Here is an 18,055-nt window from a genome sequence, read left to right as displayed (position 1 = left end):
GATGTCAGCGGCGGACCGCGTCCAGCGCGTCCACGATTCCGGCTCCGTAGAAGCCGTTGTACTGCTTGCCGCCCTCGCAGACCGCGTCGATGGTGCCGTCACCGTTGTAGTCGTACGGCGCACCGCACGCGGTGGCGTCGGCCTGCTGCGTCAGCAGTCGCTTCACCTGGGCCGGAGAGGCGTACGGGTGCGTCGACCTGATCAGCGCCACGACGCCCGCGACATGCGGGGAGGCCATGGACGTACCGGCCTTGTAGCCGAACTTGCCGCCCGGCAGCGTGGACAGGATCAGTCCGTTGGTGGCCGGCGGTTCCGGGGCCTGGTAGACCGTCGAGTCGCCACCCGGGGCGGCCACGTCGATGATCCCGCGGCCGTAGTTGGAGTACGAGGACTTGAGGCCCTTGGCGCCGGTGGCGGAGACCGTCACGACCCCCGGCAGCATCGTCGGAATGTCCAGGCACTCGCGCGGGTTGATCGTGCGGGTGACCGTCTCCGTGTCGTTCGGGCTGGTCACGTCCTCGATCTCGTCGGCGGCGAGGTCGTGCTTGGAGTTGCCGGCCGCGGCGACGTTGACGGTTCCGCGGCGCTCGGCGTACTTGGAAGCGCGGCCGACCGCCTCGACCAGGGCGCCCTGGTCCGGGTCGTTCTTGCAGTTGAACAGCCACGGGTCGGTGTAGTAGCTGTTGTTGGTCACCTCGACACCGTGCTCGGCGGCCCAGACGAAGCCGCAGACGACGGACTCGGCGTAGAAGAAGCCGCCCGGGTTCGACACCTTGATGCCGGAGACCTTCACGCCCGGCGCGACACCGGTCACACCGACGCCGTTCTTCGCCGCGGCTATGGTGCCCGCCACATGCGTGCCGTGGTCGCTCTCGCCCGCCGCCGGACGCCAGGATCCGGCGGTGGTGTCCGGCGCACCGGAGACACAGTTGGCCGAGGCCGCGCGGTCGAAGTTCGGGGCCAGGTCCGGGTGCGTGTCGTCGACACCCGTGTCGATCACGGCGACGGTCACGCGCTTGGAGCCGAGCGACTTCTCGTGCGCCTTGTCCGCCTTGATCGCGGGCAGATCCCACTGGAGGGGCTCCAGCGGGTCCTGCCCGGCGGTCGCCTTTCCGGCGGCGGCCGCCGCCTGCGCCGCGGTGAGCGGCTGCGCGACCGCGCCGACGTCCTTCGTGGCCTGCGGCACGATCGGGTTGGTACGGGTCGCACCGGCCGACTCGACGCCCCGGGCCCGCCGGATGGTGTTGCCGAAGTCGGGGTTCTGCGAGTGGACGACTATGACGCCTATCTGCTCGTAGGCGATCACGATCGTGCCACCGGCCTTGGCTATCGCCTTCTTCACCTGCTTGACGGTGCCGTGACCGCCCTTGGTGTTGACGACATACGACAGCTTGGGCCCGTCCGCCGGGACGGCCGCCGACACCTCGCCCGTGGGAGCGGCCGTGGCCGTCGCAGCGGGGAGGAAGCCGATCGAGGCCGTGAGCGCTAGTCCGACGGGCAGCGCGAGTGCGCGGGTCCGTCTGGATGCCAGATGAGCCATGGGTTCTCCACATCATCCGTGCCAGTCGACCGGACACCTGGCGTGTTCGGTCGAGTACATGACGAGTGAAGTTATCGCTGATCATCCCGGGACATCAATGCATATGGGTAAGTGAGTTCGAAGAGTGTTCCGGCCGGTGTGGTGCGAACGGGCGAGCGGGAGAAGGCGAAAGCGGCGGTGAACCGCTTCGTCGTCCACTCCGTGCCGTTGTCAGGGGAGTCGCTCCATCGTCCCCAGGACCGAGGTTCCCCCTGTGAAAACCACCGTTACCCCCACCACCGCACCCGCGTCGCGAGGAGATTCCGTGGCTACCGATGCACCGCCGCCCAAGGGCAGTACGGACGACGACAGCCCTGCCCAGCCCACGACCGAGGCGTTCGTCGCGGTGCAGGACGGCGCGGAGTTCTCCGAACTGCGCCGGGCACACCGCTCGTTCGCCTTCCCGCTGACCATCGCCTTCGTCACCTGGTACCTGCTCTACGTGCTGCTCTGCAACTACGCGGGCGGCTTCATGAGCACCAAGGTCGTCGGAAACATCAACATGGCACTCGTCTTCGGGCTCGCCCAGTTCGCCACCACGTTCCTCATCGCCTGGCTGTACTCCCGCCACGCCGCCCGCAGTCTCGACCCGAAGGCCGAAGCGATCAAGTCCCGTATGGAGGCCGACGCATGAGCGCCGCCCACGTCGCGTACCCCACCGTCCAGCTCGCCGCCGAAGGGGCGAGCGAACACCGGACGCTGATCATCACCCTGTTCGCCGTCTTCGTCGTCGCCACCCTCTTCATCACGGTGTGGGCGGGCCGCCAGACCAAGAGCGCCGCCGACTTCTACGCGGGCGGGCGGCAGTTCACCGGATTCCAGAACGGCCTCGCGGTCTCCGGCGACTACATGTCCGCCGCGTCCTTCCTCGGTATCGCGGGCGCCATCGCGCTCTTCGGCTACGACGGCTTCCTGTATTCCATCGGCTTCCTCGTCGCCTGGCTCGTCGCCCTGCTCCTGGTCGCGGAACCGCTGCGCAACTCCGGCCGCTACACGATGGGCGACGTCCTCGCGTACCGCATGCGCCAGCGCCCCGTCCGGACCGCCGCCGGCGCCTCCACCATCGTCGTCTCGATCTTCTACCTGCTGGCACAGATGGCCGGCGCCGGTGTGCTCGTCTCGCTGCTGCTGGGCATCACCAGTGACGGCGGGAAGATCGCCATCGTCGCCCTGGTCGGCCTGCTCATGATCGTGTACGTCACCATCGGCGGTATGAAGGGCACCACCTGGGTGCAGATGGTCAAGGCCGTCCTGCTGATCGCGGGCACCCTGCTCATCACCTTCCTGATCCTGCTGAAGTTCAACTTCAACATCTCCGACCTGCTCGGCACGGCCGCGAGCAACAGCGGCAAGGGCTCGGCGTTCCTGGAACCCGGCCTCAAGTACGGCGCCACCGGCACCTCGAAGCTGGACTTCCTCTCGCTCGGCATCGCCCTGGTCCTCGGTACGGCGGGCCTGCCGCACATCCTGATCCGCTTCTACACGGTCCCCACCGCGAAGGCCGCCCGTAAGTCCGTCAACTGGGCGATCGGCATCATCGGCGCCTTCTACCTGATGACGATCGTGCTCGGCTTCGGCGCCGCCGCCCTGCTCAAGCCCGGCGACATCATCGCCTCGAACAAGGCCGGGAACACCGCGGCCCCGCTCGCCGCACTGGAGATCGGCGGCGGCTCCGGATCCACGGGCGGGGCCATCCTGCTCGCCGTGATCTCCGCCGTCGCCTTCGCGACCATCCTCGCCGTCGTCGCCGGACTGACCCTGGCCTCCTCGTCGTCGTTCGCCCACGACATCTACGCCAATGTCATCCGCAAGGGGAAGGCCACCGAGAAGGAGGAGGTCCGCGCCGCGAAGTGGGCCACCGTAGCCATCGGCATCGTCTCCATCGCCCTCGGCGCCATGGCCCGTGACCTGAACGTGGCCGGACTCGTCGCCCTGGCCTTCGCGGTCGCCGCGTCGGCCAACCTGCCGACGATCCTGTACAGCCTGTTCTGGAAGCGCTTCACCACCCAGGGCGCCCTCTGGTCCATCTACGGGGGTCTCGCCTCGTCCGTCCTGCTGGTGCTGTTCTCGCCGGTCGTCTCCTCGAAGCCCTCCTCCATGTTCCCCGGCGTCGACTTCGCCTGGTTCCCGCTGGAGAACCCCGGCCTGATCTCCATCCCGCTGGGCTTCCTGCTCGGCTGGATCGGCTCGCTGATCTCCAAGGAGGAGCCCGACAAGGGCAAGTACGCCGAACTGGAGGTCAAGTCCCTCACCGGCGTCGGAGCCCACTGAGAGCGGAAATTCACCGGACCTTCCGGCCCATCGGCCACTGTCCGGACACGGCCGCGTCGTAGAGTCCTACGACGCGGCCGCGCCGCGCCTCGTGCCAATCGGGCCCTGTCGATGTCACAGGTCTCACGTACTCTCGGAAGAGTCAGAAACCGCAACCGCGCACACCACCGGGGGAGGGGGCCCACAGTGCTCATCGACACCTACGACAGGGTCGCCACCGACCTGCGCGTCTCACTGACCGACAAGTGCAATCTCCGCTGCACCTACTGCATGCCCGAAGAGGGCCTGCAGTGGCTGGGCAGAAGCGAGCTGCTCTCCGACGACGAGATCGTCCGGCTGATCCGCATCGCCGTCACCGCGCTGGGCATCACCGAAGTGCGCTTCACCGGCGGCGAGCCGCTGCTGCGCCCCGGCCTCGTCTCCATCGTCGAGCAGTGCGCCGCGCTCACCCCGCGTCCCCGTATGTCGCTCACGACCAACGGCATCGGACTCAAGCGGACCGCCGCCGCCCTGAAGGCCGCCGGACTCGACCGGGTGAACGTCTCACTGGACACCCTGCGCCCCGATGTCTTCAAGACGCTCACCCGCCGCGCCCGGCACCAGGACGTCCTGGACGGTCTCGACGCCGCCCGCGAGGCCGGACTCACCCCGGTCAAGGTCAATTCCGTCCTGATGCCCGGACTCAACGACGACGAGGCCCCCGACCTGCTCGCCTGGGCCGTCGGCAACGGGTACGAGCTCCGCTTCATCGAGCAGATGCCGCTGGACGCCCAGCACGGCTGGAAGCGCGACGGCATGATCACCGCAGGTGACATCCTCGCCTCGCTGCGTACGCGCTTCACCCTCACCGCCGAGGAGGCGGACGCCCGCGGCTCCGCCCCCGCCGAGCGCTGGACCGTGGACGGCGGCCCGCACCGCGTCGGCGTGATCGCCTCCGTGACCCGCCCGTTCTGCCGGGCCTGCGACCGCACCCGGCTCACCGCCGACGGCCAGGTCCGCACCTGTCTCTTCGCCCGCGAGGAGACCGATCTGCGCGGCGCCCTGCGCTCGGGGGCACCGGACGAGGAGATCGTCCGGCTCTGGGAGCTCGCGATGTGGGGCAAGAAGGCCGGCTCGGGACTCGACGACCCGTCCTTCCTCCAGCCCGACCGTCCGATGTCGGCGATCGGCGGCTGAGGACGGCACCGGGTGGCCGCTGTGCCGGTGCTCAGCTCTCACCGTTTCACTGCTTGGGTGCTTCAGTGCTCAGCGCTCACTGATCCGTGGCCGAGGACTCCCACTCCTCCAGCGTGACGACGTCCTTCAGGAACCCCCGCAGACCGAGGAACGAGGACAGATGCTCCCGGTGCTCGTCGCAGGCCAGCCAGGTCTTGCGGCGCTCGGGGGTGTGCAGCTTGGGGTTGTTCCAGGCGAGCACCCACACCGCGGCGGAGCGGCAGCCCTTGGCGGAACAGATCGGTGCACCGGCGGCGCTTTCGGCGGAAGTCCGGAGGAAGTTCACGGATCAACCCTAACGGCCCCACTCGACCGCATATTCAGGTCCATGGAGCGTCTTCTGACGCATCCCCGCCGGAGAAAGGGCGACGCCGAGCAGCCACGGGGGGAGCTGCCCGGCGTCGGTCCGTCGCTCCGACGGGGGATGCGGAGCGCCTACAAAGTATGTCATGGGGACCAGGGTGCGGTGCACCGGAACGTCATGATTGATCTGAGGATTTCCTGAGCTTCGCGGGACTTACGGGCTCAACTGTGCTCGTGCGGATGCCGCGTATCGCCGGCCACCCCGTCCGGACCGCCGGATTCCGTCGCACCGGCCGCCGGAGCCGCCTCGACGGTGGGCCGCAGGGGCGCCGGTACGAAGGTCGACGGCAGCGAAGGGGCGTTCTCCCGGCCCGCGTTGGCGATGACCACCGCGACGTACGGCAGCAGAACCCCCAGGGCGAGACCCACGATCGCGACATGCCGCTCGACGTTCCACAGCACCGCCGCCAGCACCACCGACACGGTGCGCACGGACATGGAGATCACATAGCGCCGCTGTCTGCCGCGCACATCGTCGGCCAGTCCCTGACGTGCCCCCGTGATCCGGAAGACCTCCGCACCGTGCTGCTTCCGCATCATGTTCCACCGCCAGATCGCTGTGCCGGTCTCTCCCGGACCGGGCCGCGTCCACGGTACGCCGGGCACCCGTCGGGCACGAGACCGGGGCGAGCCATATGGCCCGCGGCCGCCCCGCCGCCCCGTGCGTCCGCCCGCCGCCCCGTGCGTCCGCCCGCCGCCCCGTGCGGCCGCCCCGAACCCCGCCCCGTACCGCTCTCCCCGTTCGGGCCTTTCCGGAATGCGCCGTACCGGAGAGCGGCCGAGACTGGGCGGACGCGCACACCGCGCCGCACGAGGAGGCGAAATGAGCTGGTTGTGGGCAATCATCGTGGGTCTGGTGCTCGGTCTGATCGCCAAGGCGATCCTCCCGGGCAAGCAGAACATCCCGCTCTGGCTGACGACTGTCTTCGGCATCCTCGGCAGCATCCTCGGCAATGCCGTGGCGACCTGGATCGGTGTCAATGACACCAAGGGCATCGACTGGACGCGCCACGTCCTCCAGCTGATCGGCGCCGTGGCCGTCGTCGGAGTCGGGGACATGCTCTGGGCGTCGGTCCGGGGCAACAGACAGAAGACCTGACCCGCACGGGCCGGCGACGGCGACCGGTACCGCGCCCGACAGCACCGCGCCCGACAGCACCGCGGCCGGTACACGCGAGAGGCGTGTACCGGCCGCGGTGCCGTGCGCGTGCCGTACGGGATCAGCCGCCCGTGACCTCGACGGCGGCCAGGTTCTTCTTGCCCCGGCGCAGCACCAGCCAGCGCCCGTGCAGCAGTTCCTCGTGGGCCGGGGCGCTCTCGCCGTCCGTGACCTTGACGTTGTTCACGTAGGCCCCGCCCTCCTTGACCGTACGGCGGGCCCCCGACTTGCTCGGCGCCAGGCCGACCTCCACCAGGAGGTCCACCACCGGGCCCAGCTCGGTCACCCGGGCGTGCGGCACCTCGGAGAGGGCCGCGCTCAGTGTCGCCGCGTCCAGATCGCCCAGCTCACCCTGGCCGAACAGCGCCTTCGACGCCGCGATGACCGCCGCGCACTGACCCTCGCCGTGCACCAGGGTGGTCAGCTCCTCGGCCAGCGCGCGCTGTGCCGAACGGGCCTGCGGCCGCTCCTCGGTCAGCCGCTCCAGCTCTTCGAGCTCCTCGCGGCTGCGGAAGCTGAGGATGCGCATGTACCGGGAGATGTCCCGGTCGTCCACGTTCAGCCAGAACTGGTAGAACGCGTACGGCGTCGTCATCTCCGGGTCGAGCCAGACGGTACCGCTCTCGGACTTGCCGAACTTGGTGCCGTCCGCCTTGACCATCAGCGGCGTGGCCAGCGCGTGCACGGTGGCACCCGGCTCCAGGCGGTGGATCAGGTCGATGCCCGCGGTGAGGTTGCCCCACTGGTCGCTGCCGCCCTGCTGGAGGGCACAGCCGTGGCGCCGGTACAGCTCCAGGAAGTCCATGCCCTGGAGCAGCTGGTAGCTGAACTCCGTGTAGCTGATGCCCTCCTGCGACTCCAGCCGACGGGCGACCGAGTCCTTGGCGAGCATCTTGTTGACCCGGAAGTGCTTGCCGATGTCCCGCAGGAACTCGATCGCGGACATCCCCGCGGTCCAGTCCAGGTTGTTCACCATCGTGGCGGCGTTCGGGCCCTCGAACGCGAGGAACGGCTGGATCTGCTGCCGCAGCTCCTGCACCCACCGGGCGATGGTCTCCGGGTCGTTCAGCGTGCGCTCGGCGGTGGGCCGGGGGTCACCGATCTGACCGGTGGCCCCGCCCATCAGGGCGATCGGACGGTGACCGGCCTGCTGGAGCCGGCGCATCGTGAGCACCTGCACGAGATGGCCGACGTGCAGGCTCGCCGCCGTGGGGTCGAAGCCGCAATAGTAGGTGAGGGGACCGTCCGCGAGAGCCTTGCGCAATGCGTCCTCGTCAGTGGACTGGGCGAACAGCCCGCGCCACTTCAGCTCGTCGACGATGTCCGTCACGGTCCCGTGTCTCCCTACATGTATGGATGGTGGTGCACCCGCCAGTCTAGAGCGCCGTCCCGTCAGTGCTGACGGGACGGCCCTCGGGCGGCTCACACGCCCGGACTGACCGAGCTCATATTGAAGTCCGGGATGCGCAGCGCCGGCATGGCCGCCCGGGTGAACCAGTCGCCCCACTCGCGCGGCAGCGTCTTCTCGGTGCGCCCCGCCTCGGACGCCCGGGACAGCAGATCGACGGGCGACTCGTTGAACCGGAAGTTGTTCACCTCGCCGATCACCTCGCCATCCTCCACCAGATACACCCCGTCCCTGGTCAGCCCGGTCAGCAGCAGCGTCGCCGGGTCGACCTCCCGGATGTACCAGAGGCAGGTCAGCAGCAGGGCCCGCCCGGTCGTCGCGGCCACCATCTCCTCCAGCGACCGCTCACCGCCGCCGTCGAGCAGCAGGTTGTCGATGGCCGGGGCGACCGGCTGCCCGGTCAGGCCCGCGGTGTGCCGGGTGGTCGTCAGCCGCTCCAGCCGGCCGTCCTTCACCCAGTCCGTCGGCGCCAGCGGCAGCCCGTTGTCGAAGACCGAGCCGCTGTCCCCGGAGGAGTGCGCGATCACGAACGGCGCCGCCTCCAGGCCCGACGCGTACGGGTCGCTGCGCAGGGTCAGCGGCAGCGGCGACAGTGTCTCGCCGAGCCGGGTCCCGCCGCCCGGCTTGGAGAAGACCGTGCGGCCCTCGGCGGCGTCCCGCGCCGTGGACGACCAGAGCTGGTAGATCAGCAGGTCGGCCACGGCGGTCGGCGGCAGCAGCGTCTCGTACCGCCCGGCGGGCAGCTCGATACGGCGCTCCGCCCAGCGGAGCCGCTGCGCCAGTTCCGCGTCCAGGGCCGCCGGGTCGACGTCCTTGAAGTCCCGCGTCGCCCGGCCCGCCCAGGCCGACCTGGTCCGGTCGGGGGACTTGGCGTTCAGCTCCAGCGTGCCGTTCGGCTGGTCGTGGCGCAGCCGCAGCCCCGTAGACGTACCGACGTACGTCGAGGTCAGCTCGTGGTTGGCGAACCCGTACAGCTCCCGGCCGCCCGACCGGGCGCGGGCGAAGGCGTCGCCGAGCGCCGGGGCGAAGTCGGCGAAGACCTCCGAGCCCGTCTCGGCCGGCGCGTCCGTGAAATCGGGCGAGGAGGGCACACCGGAGACCAGCGGCCGCGCGTCCTCGGCCGGACCGGCCCCGCGTGCGGCGGCCTCGGCGGCGCGTACGAGCGGCTCCAGGTCGTCCGCGGTGACGGCGGACCGGGACACGACACCGGAGGCCGTCCCCTCGGCCCCGTCGACCGTCGCGATGACGGTCAGGGTGCGTCCCCGGGTCACGCCGTTCGTGGTCAGCGCGTTGCCGGCCCAGCGCAGGTTGGCGGAGGAGTTCTCGTCCGCGATGACGACACATCCGTCGGCGGTGGACAGCCCGAGGGCCCGCTCGACGATCTCGTACGGCTTGCTGACGCGGCTCATCGTCCGGCCTCCTGCGTCGTGTTGAGACTGTGCTGCTCCGGGGGGCGACCCCCGGGCCCCCGGCCGGTTCCGTGGTGAACGCTCATCGTCCGGCCTCCTGCGTCGTGTTGAGGATGTTCACGCCCCGGAAGAGGGCGGAGGGGCAGCCGTGCGAGACGGCCGCGACCTGACCCGGCTGGGCCTTGCCGCAGTTGAACGCGCCGCCCAGGACGTACGTCTGCGGGCCGCCGACCTTCTCCATCGAGCCCCAGAAGTCGGTGGTCGTCGCCTGGTAGGCCACGTCGCGCAGCTGTCCGGCCAGCCTGCCGTTCTCGATCCGGAAGAAGCGCTGCCCGGTGAACTGGAAGTTGTAGCGCTGCATGTCGATCGACCAGGACCGGTCGCCGACCACATAGATCCCGCGCTCCACCCCGCCGATCAGGTCCTCGGTGGACAGCCCGCCGGGATCCGGCGCCAGCGACACATTCGCCATGCGCTGTACGGGGACGTGGCCCGGCGAGTCCGCGTACGCGCAGCCGTTGGAACGGCCGAGCCCCGTCAGCTTCGCGATCCGCCGGTCCAGCTGGTAGCCCACCAGCGTGCCGTCCTTGACCAGGTCCCAGGACTGGGCCTCGACGCCCTCGTCGTCGTACCCGATGGTCGCGAGCCCGTGCTCGGCGGTACGGTCGCCCGTCACATTCATCACGGGGGAGCCGTACGCCAGCTTGCCCAGCTGGTCGAACGTGGCGAACGAGGTCCCGGCGTACGCCGCCTCGTACCCCAGCGCCCGGTCCAGCTCGGTGGCGTGGCCGATCGACTCGTGGATGGTCAGCCAGAGGTTCGACGGGTCGACGACCAGGTCGTACGTCCCCGATTCGACGCTGGGCGCCCGCATCTTCTCGGCCAGCAGCCCCGGGATCCGCTCCAGCTCCGCGTCCCAGTCCCAGCCGGTCCCGGTGAGGTACTCCCAGCCCCGGCCCACCGGTGGGGCGATCGTCCGCATCGAGTCGAACTCGCCCGTCGTCCCGTCCACCGCGACCGCCGTGAACTGGGGGTGCAGCCGCACCCGCTGCTGGGTGGTGACGGTGCCGGCCGTGTCCGCGTAGAACTTGTTCTCGTGGACGGTCATCAGGGACGCGTCGACATGCGCGACCCCCTCCGCGCCGAGGAGCCGGCTGCTCCACTCCGCGAGCAGCCCCGCCTTCTCCTCGTCCGGTACGGAGAAGGGGTCGACGTCGTACGCCGAGACCCAGGTCCGCTCGCCGTGCACCGGCTCGTCCGCCAGCTCCACACGCTCGTCCGAACCCGCCGCCGCGATCACCTTCGCCGACAGCTTCGCCATGGCGACGGCCTGCGAGGCCACCTTCGCCGCCGCGTCCATCGTCAGGTCGACACCCGAGGCGAAGCCCCACGCCCCGCCGTGCACGACCCGGACCGCGTACCCGAGATCCGTACTGTCCGACGCCCCGGCGGGCCGGGCGTCCCGCAGCCGCCAGTTCGCGCTGCGCACCCGCTCGAACCGGAAGTCGGCATGCACGGAGCCCAGCGCGCGGGCGCGGGCCAGCGCCGCGTCGGCGAGGGCGCGCAGCGGCAGGGCCAGGAACGACTGATCTACCTCATGAGGCACAGGGGATTCCCTTCTCGATACACCACGGCAGTGAACCACGGCGGAGGGTGACCACACCGGGGATATCGGCCGGTGCCCGCACCGCTCCCCGGCGCGGAGCCGCCCGGAGGCCGATCTGTAGGAACCCCACAGCACCCCGGACGAGCCACTGTCAGGGCCCGATTCCTCGATCGGTGCGTGGTACCGATAGGTTTTCGAGGTACCAGACAGCCAAGGAAAGGGTGATCCGTTGAGCCGCTCGGTTCTCGTCACCGGAGGAAACCGGGGCATCGGCCTCGCCATCGCCCGCGCTTTCGCCGACAACGGCGACAAGGTCGCGATCACCTACCGCTCCGGCGAGCCGCCCCAGGTCCTCACCGAGGCGGGCTGCCTCGCGGTCCGCTGCGACATCACGGACACCGAGCAGGTGGAGCAGGCCTACAAGGAGATCGAGGAGAAGCACGGTCCCGTCGAGGTACTGGTCGCCAACGCCGGTATCACCAAGGACCAGTTGCTCATGCGGATGTCCGAGGAGGACTTCACGTCCGTACTCGACACCAACCTCACCGGCACCTTCCGGGTCGTCAAGCGCGCCAACCGCGGCATGCTGCGCGCCAAGAAGGGCCGCGTCGTCCTGATCTCCTCCGTCGTCGGCCTCCTGGGCTCGGCGGGCCAGGCGAACTACGCCGCCTCCAAGGCCGGTCTGGTCGGTTTCGCCCGGTCGCTGTCCCGCGAGCTCGGTTCGCGGAACATCACCTTCAACGTCGTCGCCCCCGGTTTTGTCGACACCGACATGACCCAGGCGCTCACCGAGGAGCAGCGCAAGGGCATCGTGTCCCAGGTGCCGCTCGGCCGCTACGCGCAGCCCGAGGAGATCGCCGCCGCGGTGCGCTTCCTCGCCTCCGACGACGCGTCGTACATCACTGGAGCCGTCATCCCCGTTGACGGCGGATTGGGCATGGGTCACTGATCACCATGAGCGGAATTCTCGACGGCAAGCGCATCCTGATCACCGGGGTGCTGATGGAGTCGTCCATCGCGTTCCACACCGCGAAGGTGGCCCAGGAGCAGGGTGCCGAAGTCATCCTGACCGCCTTTCCCCGGCCCACGCTCACCGAGCGCATCGCCAAGAAGCTGCCCAAGCCGGCCAAGGTCATCGAGCTGGACGTGACCAACACCGAGCACCTGGACCGCCTCGCCGGTCTGGTCCGCGACGAGCTCGGCTCGCTGGACGGCGTCGTCCACTCCATCGGCTTCGCGCCGCAGGACGCGCTCGGCGGCAACTTCCTCAACACCCCGTTCGAGTCGGTCGCCACCGCGATGCACGTCTCGGCGTTCTCGCTGAAGTCGCTGGCCATGGCCTGCAAGCCGCTGATGAGCGAGGGCGGTTCGATCGTCGGCCTGACCTTCGACGCCCAGTACGCCTGGCCGCAGTACGACTGGATGGGCCCGGCCAAGGCCGCGCTGGAGGCCACCTCCCGCTATCTCGCCCGTGACCTGGGCAAGGACGGTCTGCGCTGCAACCTGATCTCGGCCGGACCGATCGGCTCGATGGCCGCGAAGTCCATCCCCGGTTTCTCGGAGCTCGCGGACGTCTGGAACCACCGCTCCCCGCTGGCCTGGGACATGTCCGACCCGGAGCCGGCCGGCCGCGGTGTCGTGGCGCTGCTCTCGGACTTCTTCCCGAAGACGACGGGCGAGATCATCCACGTCGACGGTGGCGTGCACATGATGGGTGCCTGACGCCCGGCCCACCCGCGCACAACGATGACGGCCTTCGGCCGCGTACCGCAACACCCGGATTCCCGGGCCGGTACGCGGCCGAAGGCCGTATCCGCCGGGTTCCGGGCGAGGGCGCCCCCGCGTTCAAGTCGAAAAGATGGTCGATCCACCGCAGAATGTGGAGGAACCGGACTTCTGTCAGGCTGCGGGAGGGAGATCGCTGTGCGCCCCACGCGTCGCCGACCCCGTCGCCCCCTGGTGCCGCGCCGGACCCGGCGAGTCCTGCCACCGCGCCGGACCCGTGTCCTGCTCGCGGCCTCGCTGGCCGCCGTCGGACTGGCGATCCCGGTCGGCGTCCACGCCGCCAACGGGGCCTCCGTCCCCCCGGCACCGGCCGCCCCCGTGCCCGAACCCGCCGGATCCGAGTGCCGTACGGCGGTCGACGGCTCCCGGGTCGTCGCCTACTGCCACAACCCGTACCCCTCCACCGACCTGGTCCAGCTGCACACCGAGTGCGCCCGCTGGTGGGACGTCGACGCGGACGGCGCGGCGGTCGCGGTGGAGCCGGGGCGGACCGTACGACTGGACGACCGCTGCTGGAAAGAGGTCGCCACCGCGTGGGTCAGCCACCGGCCCGGCCCGGCCTGACAGCGCGGCGAGCGTGCGTGCCGGGCGTCGCGAGCCAGGCGGGACCTTCGACACACGCCCTAGACGCGGTCCGCCAGGCAGTTCAGCGCGTGCCCCGCGGCCTCGGCCGCCGCGGTCCCGGCGTCCCCGGCCCGGATCGCCTCGACCAGCCGACTGTGGTCCACGTGGTTCTCCGGCCGCAGCTCCGGGCCCACGTCGTCGCGCAGATACTCGCGCAGCACATCGCCCAGATCCGCGTACAGCCCGGTCAGTACGTCGTTGTGCGAGGCGGCGACCACGGCCAGATGCAGGGTCGCGTCCGCCGCGACGAACGCCTCCGCGTCACCCGCGGCCCAGGTCTCCTCACGCCGCGCCATCAGCGTGTCCAGCTGCTTCAGATCCCGCTCGGTGCGCCGCTCGGCGGCCAGCCGGGCCGCCGAGGACTCCAGCGTCGAACGCAGCTCGGCGATATGGCGGGGGTCGGCCGAGGCGAACCGGCGGTGCATCACTCCGGCCAGCTCACTGGTGGCGACCACATACGTGCCGGAGCCCTGCCGGATGTCCAGCAGCCCGTTGTGCGCCAGGGCGCGCACCGCCTCGCGGACGGTGTTGCGGGCCACTCCCAGCTGCTCGACCAGCTCGGGTTCGGTGGGAATCCGCGCACCGACGGGCCACTCGCCCGAGGTGATCTGATTCCTCAGCTGGGCAATCACCTGGTCGGCGAGTGCCGAACGCCGTGGAGACGTCAGCGCCATGCTGCTCCTTGTTCGTGATCCGTGAGGCGTGGTCCGTGAAGCCGGGGCCCGATTCTCTCAGGCGGGCGGACGGCACCGGAGGATTGGACAATCAATCATCCCATGATTCTATGATGACCTCATGCCCGACGACGACATCCGGACTCTGAGCCACACCACCGAGACCCGCAGCTCCTCCGCCACCCCGGCCCCGCGGTCCCTCCGGACCGCCGACGGGCCCAGCCCATGGCTGCTGCGTCTGGTCGCCCTCGGGCTCGTCCTGGCCGCGCTCAACCTCCGCCCCGCCATCACCAGCCTCGGCGCCCTGCTCGAAGAAGTGCGCGACGGACTGCACATGAGCGGCAGTGTCGCCGGTGTCCTCACCTCCGTACCACCACTCTGCTTCGCGGTCTTCGGTGTCATGGCGCCGCGCCTCGCCCGCCGGTTCGGCGCGGGCGCCGTCGTCTGCGCGGGCATGGTCGCGATCACCGCGGGCCTGGTGATCCGTCCCTTCATCGGCGGCACGGCGGGCTTCCTCGCCGCCAGCGCCCTCGCCCTCATGGGCATCGCCGTCAGCAACATCCTGATGCCCGTGATCGTCAAGCGCTGGTTCCCGGACCGCGTCGGCAGCATGACCGGTCTCTACTCCATGGCCCTGGCCCTGGGCACCGCGCTCGCCGCGGCGGTCACCGTGCCCCTGACCGACGGACTCGGCGGCAACTGGCAGGCCGGGCTGTCGATCTGGGCCGTGCTCGCCGCCGTCGCGGTCCTGGTGTGGATCCCGCTCGTACGGGACCGGCGCGAGGCCCCCGGACAGGCCGCCCACCGGCGGCAGCAGGCCGCCCCCGCCCTCCGGATCACCCGCAGCCGCACCGCGTGGGGCCTCGCCTGCTTCTTCGGCCTCCAGGCCACCGCCGCGTACATCACCATGGGCTGGATGCCGCAGATCTTCCGGGACGCCGGGGTCTCGGCCGGTACCGCGGGCGTCCTGCTCGCGGTGACCATGGCCATGGGCGTACCGCTCGCCTTCGTCATCCCCCGGGTCGCCGGCCGGATGAAGCACCAGGGCCCGATCGTCGTCGTCCTCGGTTTCTGCGGCCTGGCCGGCTACGCGGGCCTCTACCTCGCCCCCGCCGCCGGAGCCTGGGCCTGGGCGGTGCTGCTCGGCATCGCCAACTGCGCCTTCCCGCTCGCCCTCACCATGATCGGCATGCGGTCCCGTACCGGCGCGGGCGTGGTCAGGCTGTCCGCCTTCGCCCAGTCCACCGGCTACCTCATCTCGATCCCGGGCCCGCTGCTCGTCGGCGTGCTCTACCAGCACAGCGGCGGCTGGGGCCTGCCGATCGCCCTGATGGCGGGGCTGATGATTCCGCAGATGGTGGCGGGAGTGCTGGCCGGCCGGGACCGGACGATCGAGGACGAATGCTGAGATGCGAGACTGGCCCCATGCCAGTGCTCGATCCGAATCCCCAGAACGGTCAGAAGAAGTTCCTCCTCGTCCTCGGGGCGATGCTCCTCGTGACGGTGGTCATCGGAGTGATCGCCTCGATCGCCTCACCCTGACGCGGTCGCCCCACCCCGATCGCGTCGCCTCACACCGACGCGATCGGCCCACCCCGACGCGGTCGCCGCACTCCGGCGGCGGCCGGGGGTGGCCGGGGGTGGGGCCAGCACCCCCATCCCCTAGGGGGCCAGGGTCAGGGTGAAGTGGGTGGGTCACCGGATGGGACCGGCGCCGTGCGATCCGTAGGTTCTGAGTACCAGAACCGATGATCCACGGAGGCGGACATGCCGGCCCGTACACCCACCAGCTCCCGGCCCCCGGCGACGACCGGCGTCGAGGTGCGGCTGCCCTGGTGGGCCGTCGCCCTGCCCGCCGTGGCGTTCGCCGCGCTCCTCATGCTGATCGTGAATCCCGGACAGGCCCAGGCGGCGTCCGGCGACCCCGCGATCGGACAGCTGATCGAGCGCCTGATCAGCGTGCTGTCCCGCTGACGGCCCGGGGCGCGGAAGCCCCCCGGGACCGTATCGGCCCGTACGTCAACACCCTGCGCCAGAGGCCGCATTTCGTGCGAAGCTGAGGTGTATGAGCGTCGATACACCTCGCAGGATCGTTCTTCTCCGGCATGCCAAGGCGGAATGGTCGCAAGCGTCCGACCACGAGCGGCCGCTCGCCGAGCGCGGCCGCAAGGATGCACCCGTGGCCGGCCGAAAGCTCGCCGACTCCGGCATCGACTTCGATCTGGCCCTGTGCTCGACCGCCACCAGGACGCGGGAAACCTGGAAGCTGGCGGTCCACGAGTTCGCGCAGCGCCCCAGGACCGTGTACGAGGAGCGGCTCTACGATGCCTCCCTCGGCGAACTGATCGCCCTGTTCAACGAGACCCCCGACGAGGTGCGCAACCTCCTGGTCGTCGGGCACAACCCGGGCATGCACGGCGCCGCCGACGCGCTCTCGGGATCCGCGGCCGGGGACAGCCTGGCCAGGATGACCAGGGACGGTTTCCCGACCGCCGCCTACGCCGTGGTCGAGTTCCCCGGCACCTGGAAGACCGTGGAGCACGGCGTCGGCAAGCTCACCGAGTACTGGACGCCGAACGACTGAGCACGGCCGAGAACGAACGGAGGAAGGGCCCCGGAGCGCGTCGTGTGCGCTCCGGGGCCCTTCCTCATTCCCGCTCCACGGTCCCGGGGGTCCCGGCGGTGCCGGTCAGCCGGCGAGACCGTCCGCCGCCTCGACCTCCTCGCGCGTGATGCCGAGCAGATACAGCACCGTGTCCAGGAACGGCACGTTCACCGCCGTGTGGGCGGCCTCGCGGACCACCGGCTTCGCGTTGAACGCGACCCCGAGCCCGGCCGTGTTCAGCATGTCCAGGTCGTTCGCGCCGTCGCCGATCGCCACGGTCTGCGCCAGCGGCACCCCCGCCTGCTCGGCGAAGCTGCGCAGCAGCCGGGCCTTCCCGGCCCGGTCCACTATGTCGCCCACGACCCGGCCGGTGAGCTTGCCGTCCACGACCTCCAGGGTGTTGGCGGAGGCGAAGTCGAGGCCCAGACGCTCCTTGAGGTCGTCCGTGACCTGGGTGAACCCGCCCGAGACGACGCCTACTTGGTATCCGAGCCGCTTCAGCGTACGGATCAGGGTGCGGGCCCCGGGCGTCAGCCGCACCTCGGCCCGCACCTTGTCCACCACCGACACATCGAGGCCGGCGAGGAGCGCGACCCGGGCGTGCAGCGACTGCTCGAAGTCCAGTTCCCCGCGCATCGCCTGCTCGGTCACCTCGGCGACCTGCTCCTCGCAGCCCGCGTGCGCCGCGAACAGCTCGATGACCTCGTCCTGGATGAGCGTGGAGTCCACGTCCATGACGACCAGCCGCTGAGCCCGGCGGCTCAGCCCGGCCGAAACGACGGCGATGTCCACGCCGATCTCGGCGGCCTCGGTGGCCAGCGCGGTCCGCAGTTCCTCGGTCGCCGTGCCGGACACCGCGAACTCGACGGCGGTGACCGGATACTTGGCCAGCCGGAAGATACGGTCGATGTTGCCGCCGGTCGAGGTGATCCTGGCCGCTATGGCAGCGGTCGACTCCGCGGTGAGCGGGTGGCCCAGCACGGTCACATGGGATCGGCCGTCACCGCGGGGCCGGTTGTCACCGATACCCGAGATGATCTCGGCCTGAAGCCTCAGCGAGTCGGCCCAGCTGTGCACGGTCGCCCGCAGATCGCCCTCGCTCGTACCGCCGGCGGTCGGGGCGGTGACCAGCGCGCACAGGACGATACGGCCACGGGTGACGACCTGCTCGATGTCCACGACATCGACGGAGTACGCGGCGAGAGTGTCGAAGAGCCCGGCGGTGATACCGGGGCGGTCCTTCCCGAAGATCTTGACGAGAAGGGTGGGTTCGTCGCTGCCCCGAGGGGATTCGGGCAGCTCAGGGGAGTGGGGAGGCTGAGGGGGCTGAGATGCGCTCATGGTGTTCCCACCGTAT

The 18,055-nt window shown here is 70.3% G+C and carries 19 protein-coding genes; 11 read left to right on the top strand and 8 right to left on the bottom strand.

Annotated features, from left to right (window positions below; genetic code table 11):
* Positions 1-4: 4 nt before the first annotated feature.
* Positions 5-1,540, bottom strand: coding sequence for a S8 family serine peptidase (locus OHA98_RS28105; protein ID WP_266929544.1), 1,536 nt, complete (start codon positions 1,538-1,540; stop codon positions 5-7).
* A 304-nt stretch (positions 1,541-1,844) separates the two neighbouring features.
* On the opposite strand from OHA98_RS28105, the gene OHA98_RS28100 reads away from it, so the two are divergent.
* The 3 genes from OHA98_RS28100 (at position 1,845) to moaA (ending at position 5,026) form a co-directional block, all read left to right on the top strand.
* Positions 1,845-2,213, top strand: coding sequence for a DUF485 domain-containing protein (locus OHA98_RS28100; RefSeq protein ID WP_266929542.1), 369 nt, complete (start codon positions 1,845-1,847; stop codon positions 2,211-2,213).
* The gene (locus OHA98_RS28095) at positions 2,210-3,850 is read left to right on the top strand and encodes a cation acetate symporter (protein ID WP_266929541.1); all 1,641 of its coding nucleotides are present in this window, start codon (positions 2,210-2,212) and stop codon (positions 3,848-3,850) included. The genes OHA98_RS28100 and OHA98_RS28095 overlap by 4 nt, the downstream gene beginning before the upstream one ends.
* A gap of 186 nt (positions 3,851-4,036) precedes the next feature.
* Positions 4,037-5,026, top strand: a complete 990-nt coding sequence (moaA, locus tag OHA98_RS28090) for a GTP 3',8-cyclase MoaA (protein WP_266929539.1) — start codon at positions 4,037-4,039, stop codon at positions 5,024-5,026.
* A 76-nt stretch (positions 5,027-5,102) separates the two neighbouring features.
* Here the strand turns inward: moaA and OHA98_RS28085 are convergent, their stop codons facing one another.
* Together OHA98_RS28085 and OHA98_RS28080 are read right to left on the bottom strand one after the other, a co-directional pair.
* Positions 5,103-5,351, bottom strand: coding sequence for a hypothetical protein (locus OHA98_RS28085; protein ID WP_266929537.1), 249 nt, complete (start codon positions 5,349-5,351; stop codon positions 5,103-5,105).
* A 239-nt stretch (positions 5,352-5,590) separates the two neighbouring features.
* Complete coding sequence (locus tag OHA98_RS28080) at positions 5,591-5,968, bottom strand: DUF3099 domain-containing protein (RefSeq protein ID WP_266929535.1); 378 nt, start codon at positions 5,966-5,968, stop codon at positions 5,591-5,593.
* A 283-nt stretch (positions 5,969-6,251) separates the two neighbouring features.
* On the opposite strand from OHA98_RS28080, the gene OHA98_RS28075 reads away from it, so the two are divergent.
* A complete protein-coding gene (locus OHA98_RS28075) occupies positions 6,252-6,527 on the top strand; it encodes a GlsB/YeaQ/YmgE family stress response membrane protein (RefSeq protein ID WP_266929533.1) in 276 nt (91 codons plus the stop codon).
* A gap of 121 nt (positions 6,528-6,648) precedes the next feature.
* Here OHA98_RS28075 and tyrS read toward each other — a convergent pair whose 3' ends face one another.
* The 3 genes from tyrS to OHA98_RS28060 form a co-directional block, all read right to left on the bottom strand.
* On the bottom strand, positions 6,649-7,917 hold the full coding sequence (tyrS, locus tag OHA98_RS28070; protein WP_266929531.1) for a tyrosine--tRNA ligase: 1,269 nt from the start codon (positions 7,915-7,917) through the stop codon (positions 6,649-6,651).
* 92 nt (positions 7,918-8,009) lie between these two features.
* Entirely contained in the window at positions 8,010-9,404 is a 1,395-nt protein-coding gene (locus tag OHA98_RS28065) for a metallopeptidase TldD-related protein (protein WP_266929529.1), read from the bottom strand.
* A gap of 82 nt (positions 9,405-9,486) precedes the next feature.
* The gene (locus OHA98_RS28060; RefSeq protein ID WP_266929527.1) at positions 9,487-11,010 is read right to left on the bottom strand and encodes a TldD/PmbA family protein; all 1,524 of its coding nucleotides are present in this window, start codon (positions 11,008-11,010) and stop codon (positions 9,487-9,489) included.
* Positions 11,011-11,239: 229 nt separating this feature from the next.
* Here OHA98_RS28060 and fabG point away from each other — a divergent pair, with 229 nt between their 5' ends.
* The 3 genes from fabG (at position 11,240) to OHA98_RS28045 (ending at position 13,359) form a co-directional block, all read left to right on the top strand.
* The gene (fabG, locus tag OHA98_RS28055) at positions 11,240-11,959 is read left to right on the top strand and encodes a 3-oxoacyl-[acyl-carrier-protein] reductase (RefSeq protein WP_266929526.1); all 720 of its coding nucleotides are present in this window, start codon (positions 11,240-11,242) and stop codon (positions 11,957-11,959) included.
* A 5-nt stretch (positions 11,960-11,964) separates the two neighbouring features.
* The gene (fabI, locus tag OHA98_RS28050) at positions 11,965-12,732 is read left to right on the top strand and encodes an enoyl-ACP reductase FabI (RefSeq protein WP_266929524.1); all 768 of its coding nucleotides are present in this window, start codon (positions 11,965-11,967) and stop codon (positions 12,730-12,732) included.
* Between the two features lie 261 nt (positions 12,733-12,993).
* Entirely contained in the window at positions 12,994-13,359 is a 366-nt protein-coding gene (locus OHA98_RS28045) for a hypothetical protein (protein ID WP_266930954.1), read from the top strand.
* 59 nt (positions 13,360-13,418) lie between these two features.
* Here the strand turns inward: OHA98_RS28045 and OHA98_RS28040 are convergent, their stop codons facing one another.
* Positions 13,419-14,093, bottom strand: coding sequence for a FadR/GntR family transcriptional regulator (locus tag OHA98_RS28040; protein ID WP_266929522.1), 675 nt, complete (start codon positions 14,091-14,093; stop codon positions 13,419-13,421).
* Between the two features lie 121 nt (positions 14,094-14,214).
* On the opposite strand from OHA98_RS28040, the gene OHA98_RS28035 reads away from it, so the two are divergent.
* The 4 genes from OHA98_RS28035 (at position 14,215) to OHA98_RS28020 (ending at position 16,677) form a co-directional block, all read left to right on the top strand.
* Entirely contained in the window at positions 14,215-15,501 is a 1,287-nt protein-coding gene (locus tag OHA98_RS28035) for an MFS transporter (RefSeq protein ID WP_266929520.1), read from the top strand.
* 17 nt (positions 15,502-15,518) lie between these two features.
* Positions 15,519-15,635, top strand: a complete 117-nt coding sequence (locus OHA98_RS28030) for an SGM_5486 family transporter-associated protein (protein WP_266929518.1) — start codon at positions 15,519-15,521, stop codon at positions 15,633-15,635.
* Between the two features lie 225 nt (positions 15,636-15,860).
* On the top strand, positions 15,861-16,067 hold the full coding sequence (locus OHA98_RS28025) for a hypothetical protein (protein WP_266929516.1): 207 nt from the start codon (positions 15,861-15,863) through the stop codon (positions 16,065-16,067).
* Positions 16,068-16,158: 91 nt separating this feature from the next.
* Positions 16,159-16,677, top strand: a complete 519-nt coding sequence (locus OHA98_RS28020; RefSeq protein WP_266929514.1) for a histidine phosphatase family protein — start codon at positions 16,159-16,161, stop codon at positions 16,675-16,677.
* 105 nt (positions 16,678-16,782) lie between these two features.
* On the opposite strand, the gene serB is transcribed toward OHA98_RS28020, so the two are convergent.
* Positions 16,783-18,039, bottom strand: coding sequence for a phosphoserine phosphatase SerB (gene serB / locus OHA98_RS28015; protein ID WP_266929513.1), 1,257 nt, complete (start codon positions 18,037-18,039; stop codon positions 16,783-16,785).
* Between the last annotated feature and the right edge of the window lie 16 nt (positions 18,040-18,055).

Source organism: Streptomyces sp. NBC_00654 (assembly GCF_026341775.1).
In the GTDB taxonomy this organism is placed as follows: domain Bacteria; phylum Actinomycetota; class Actinomycetes; order Streptomycetales; family Streptomycetaceae; genus Streptomyces.
This window is presented reverse-complemented; position numbering and strand designations above follow the sequence as displayed.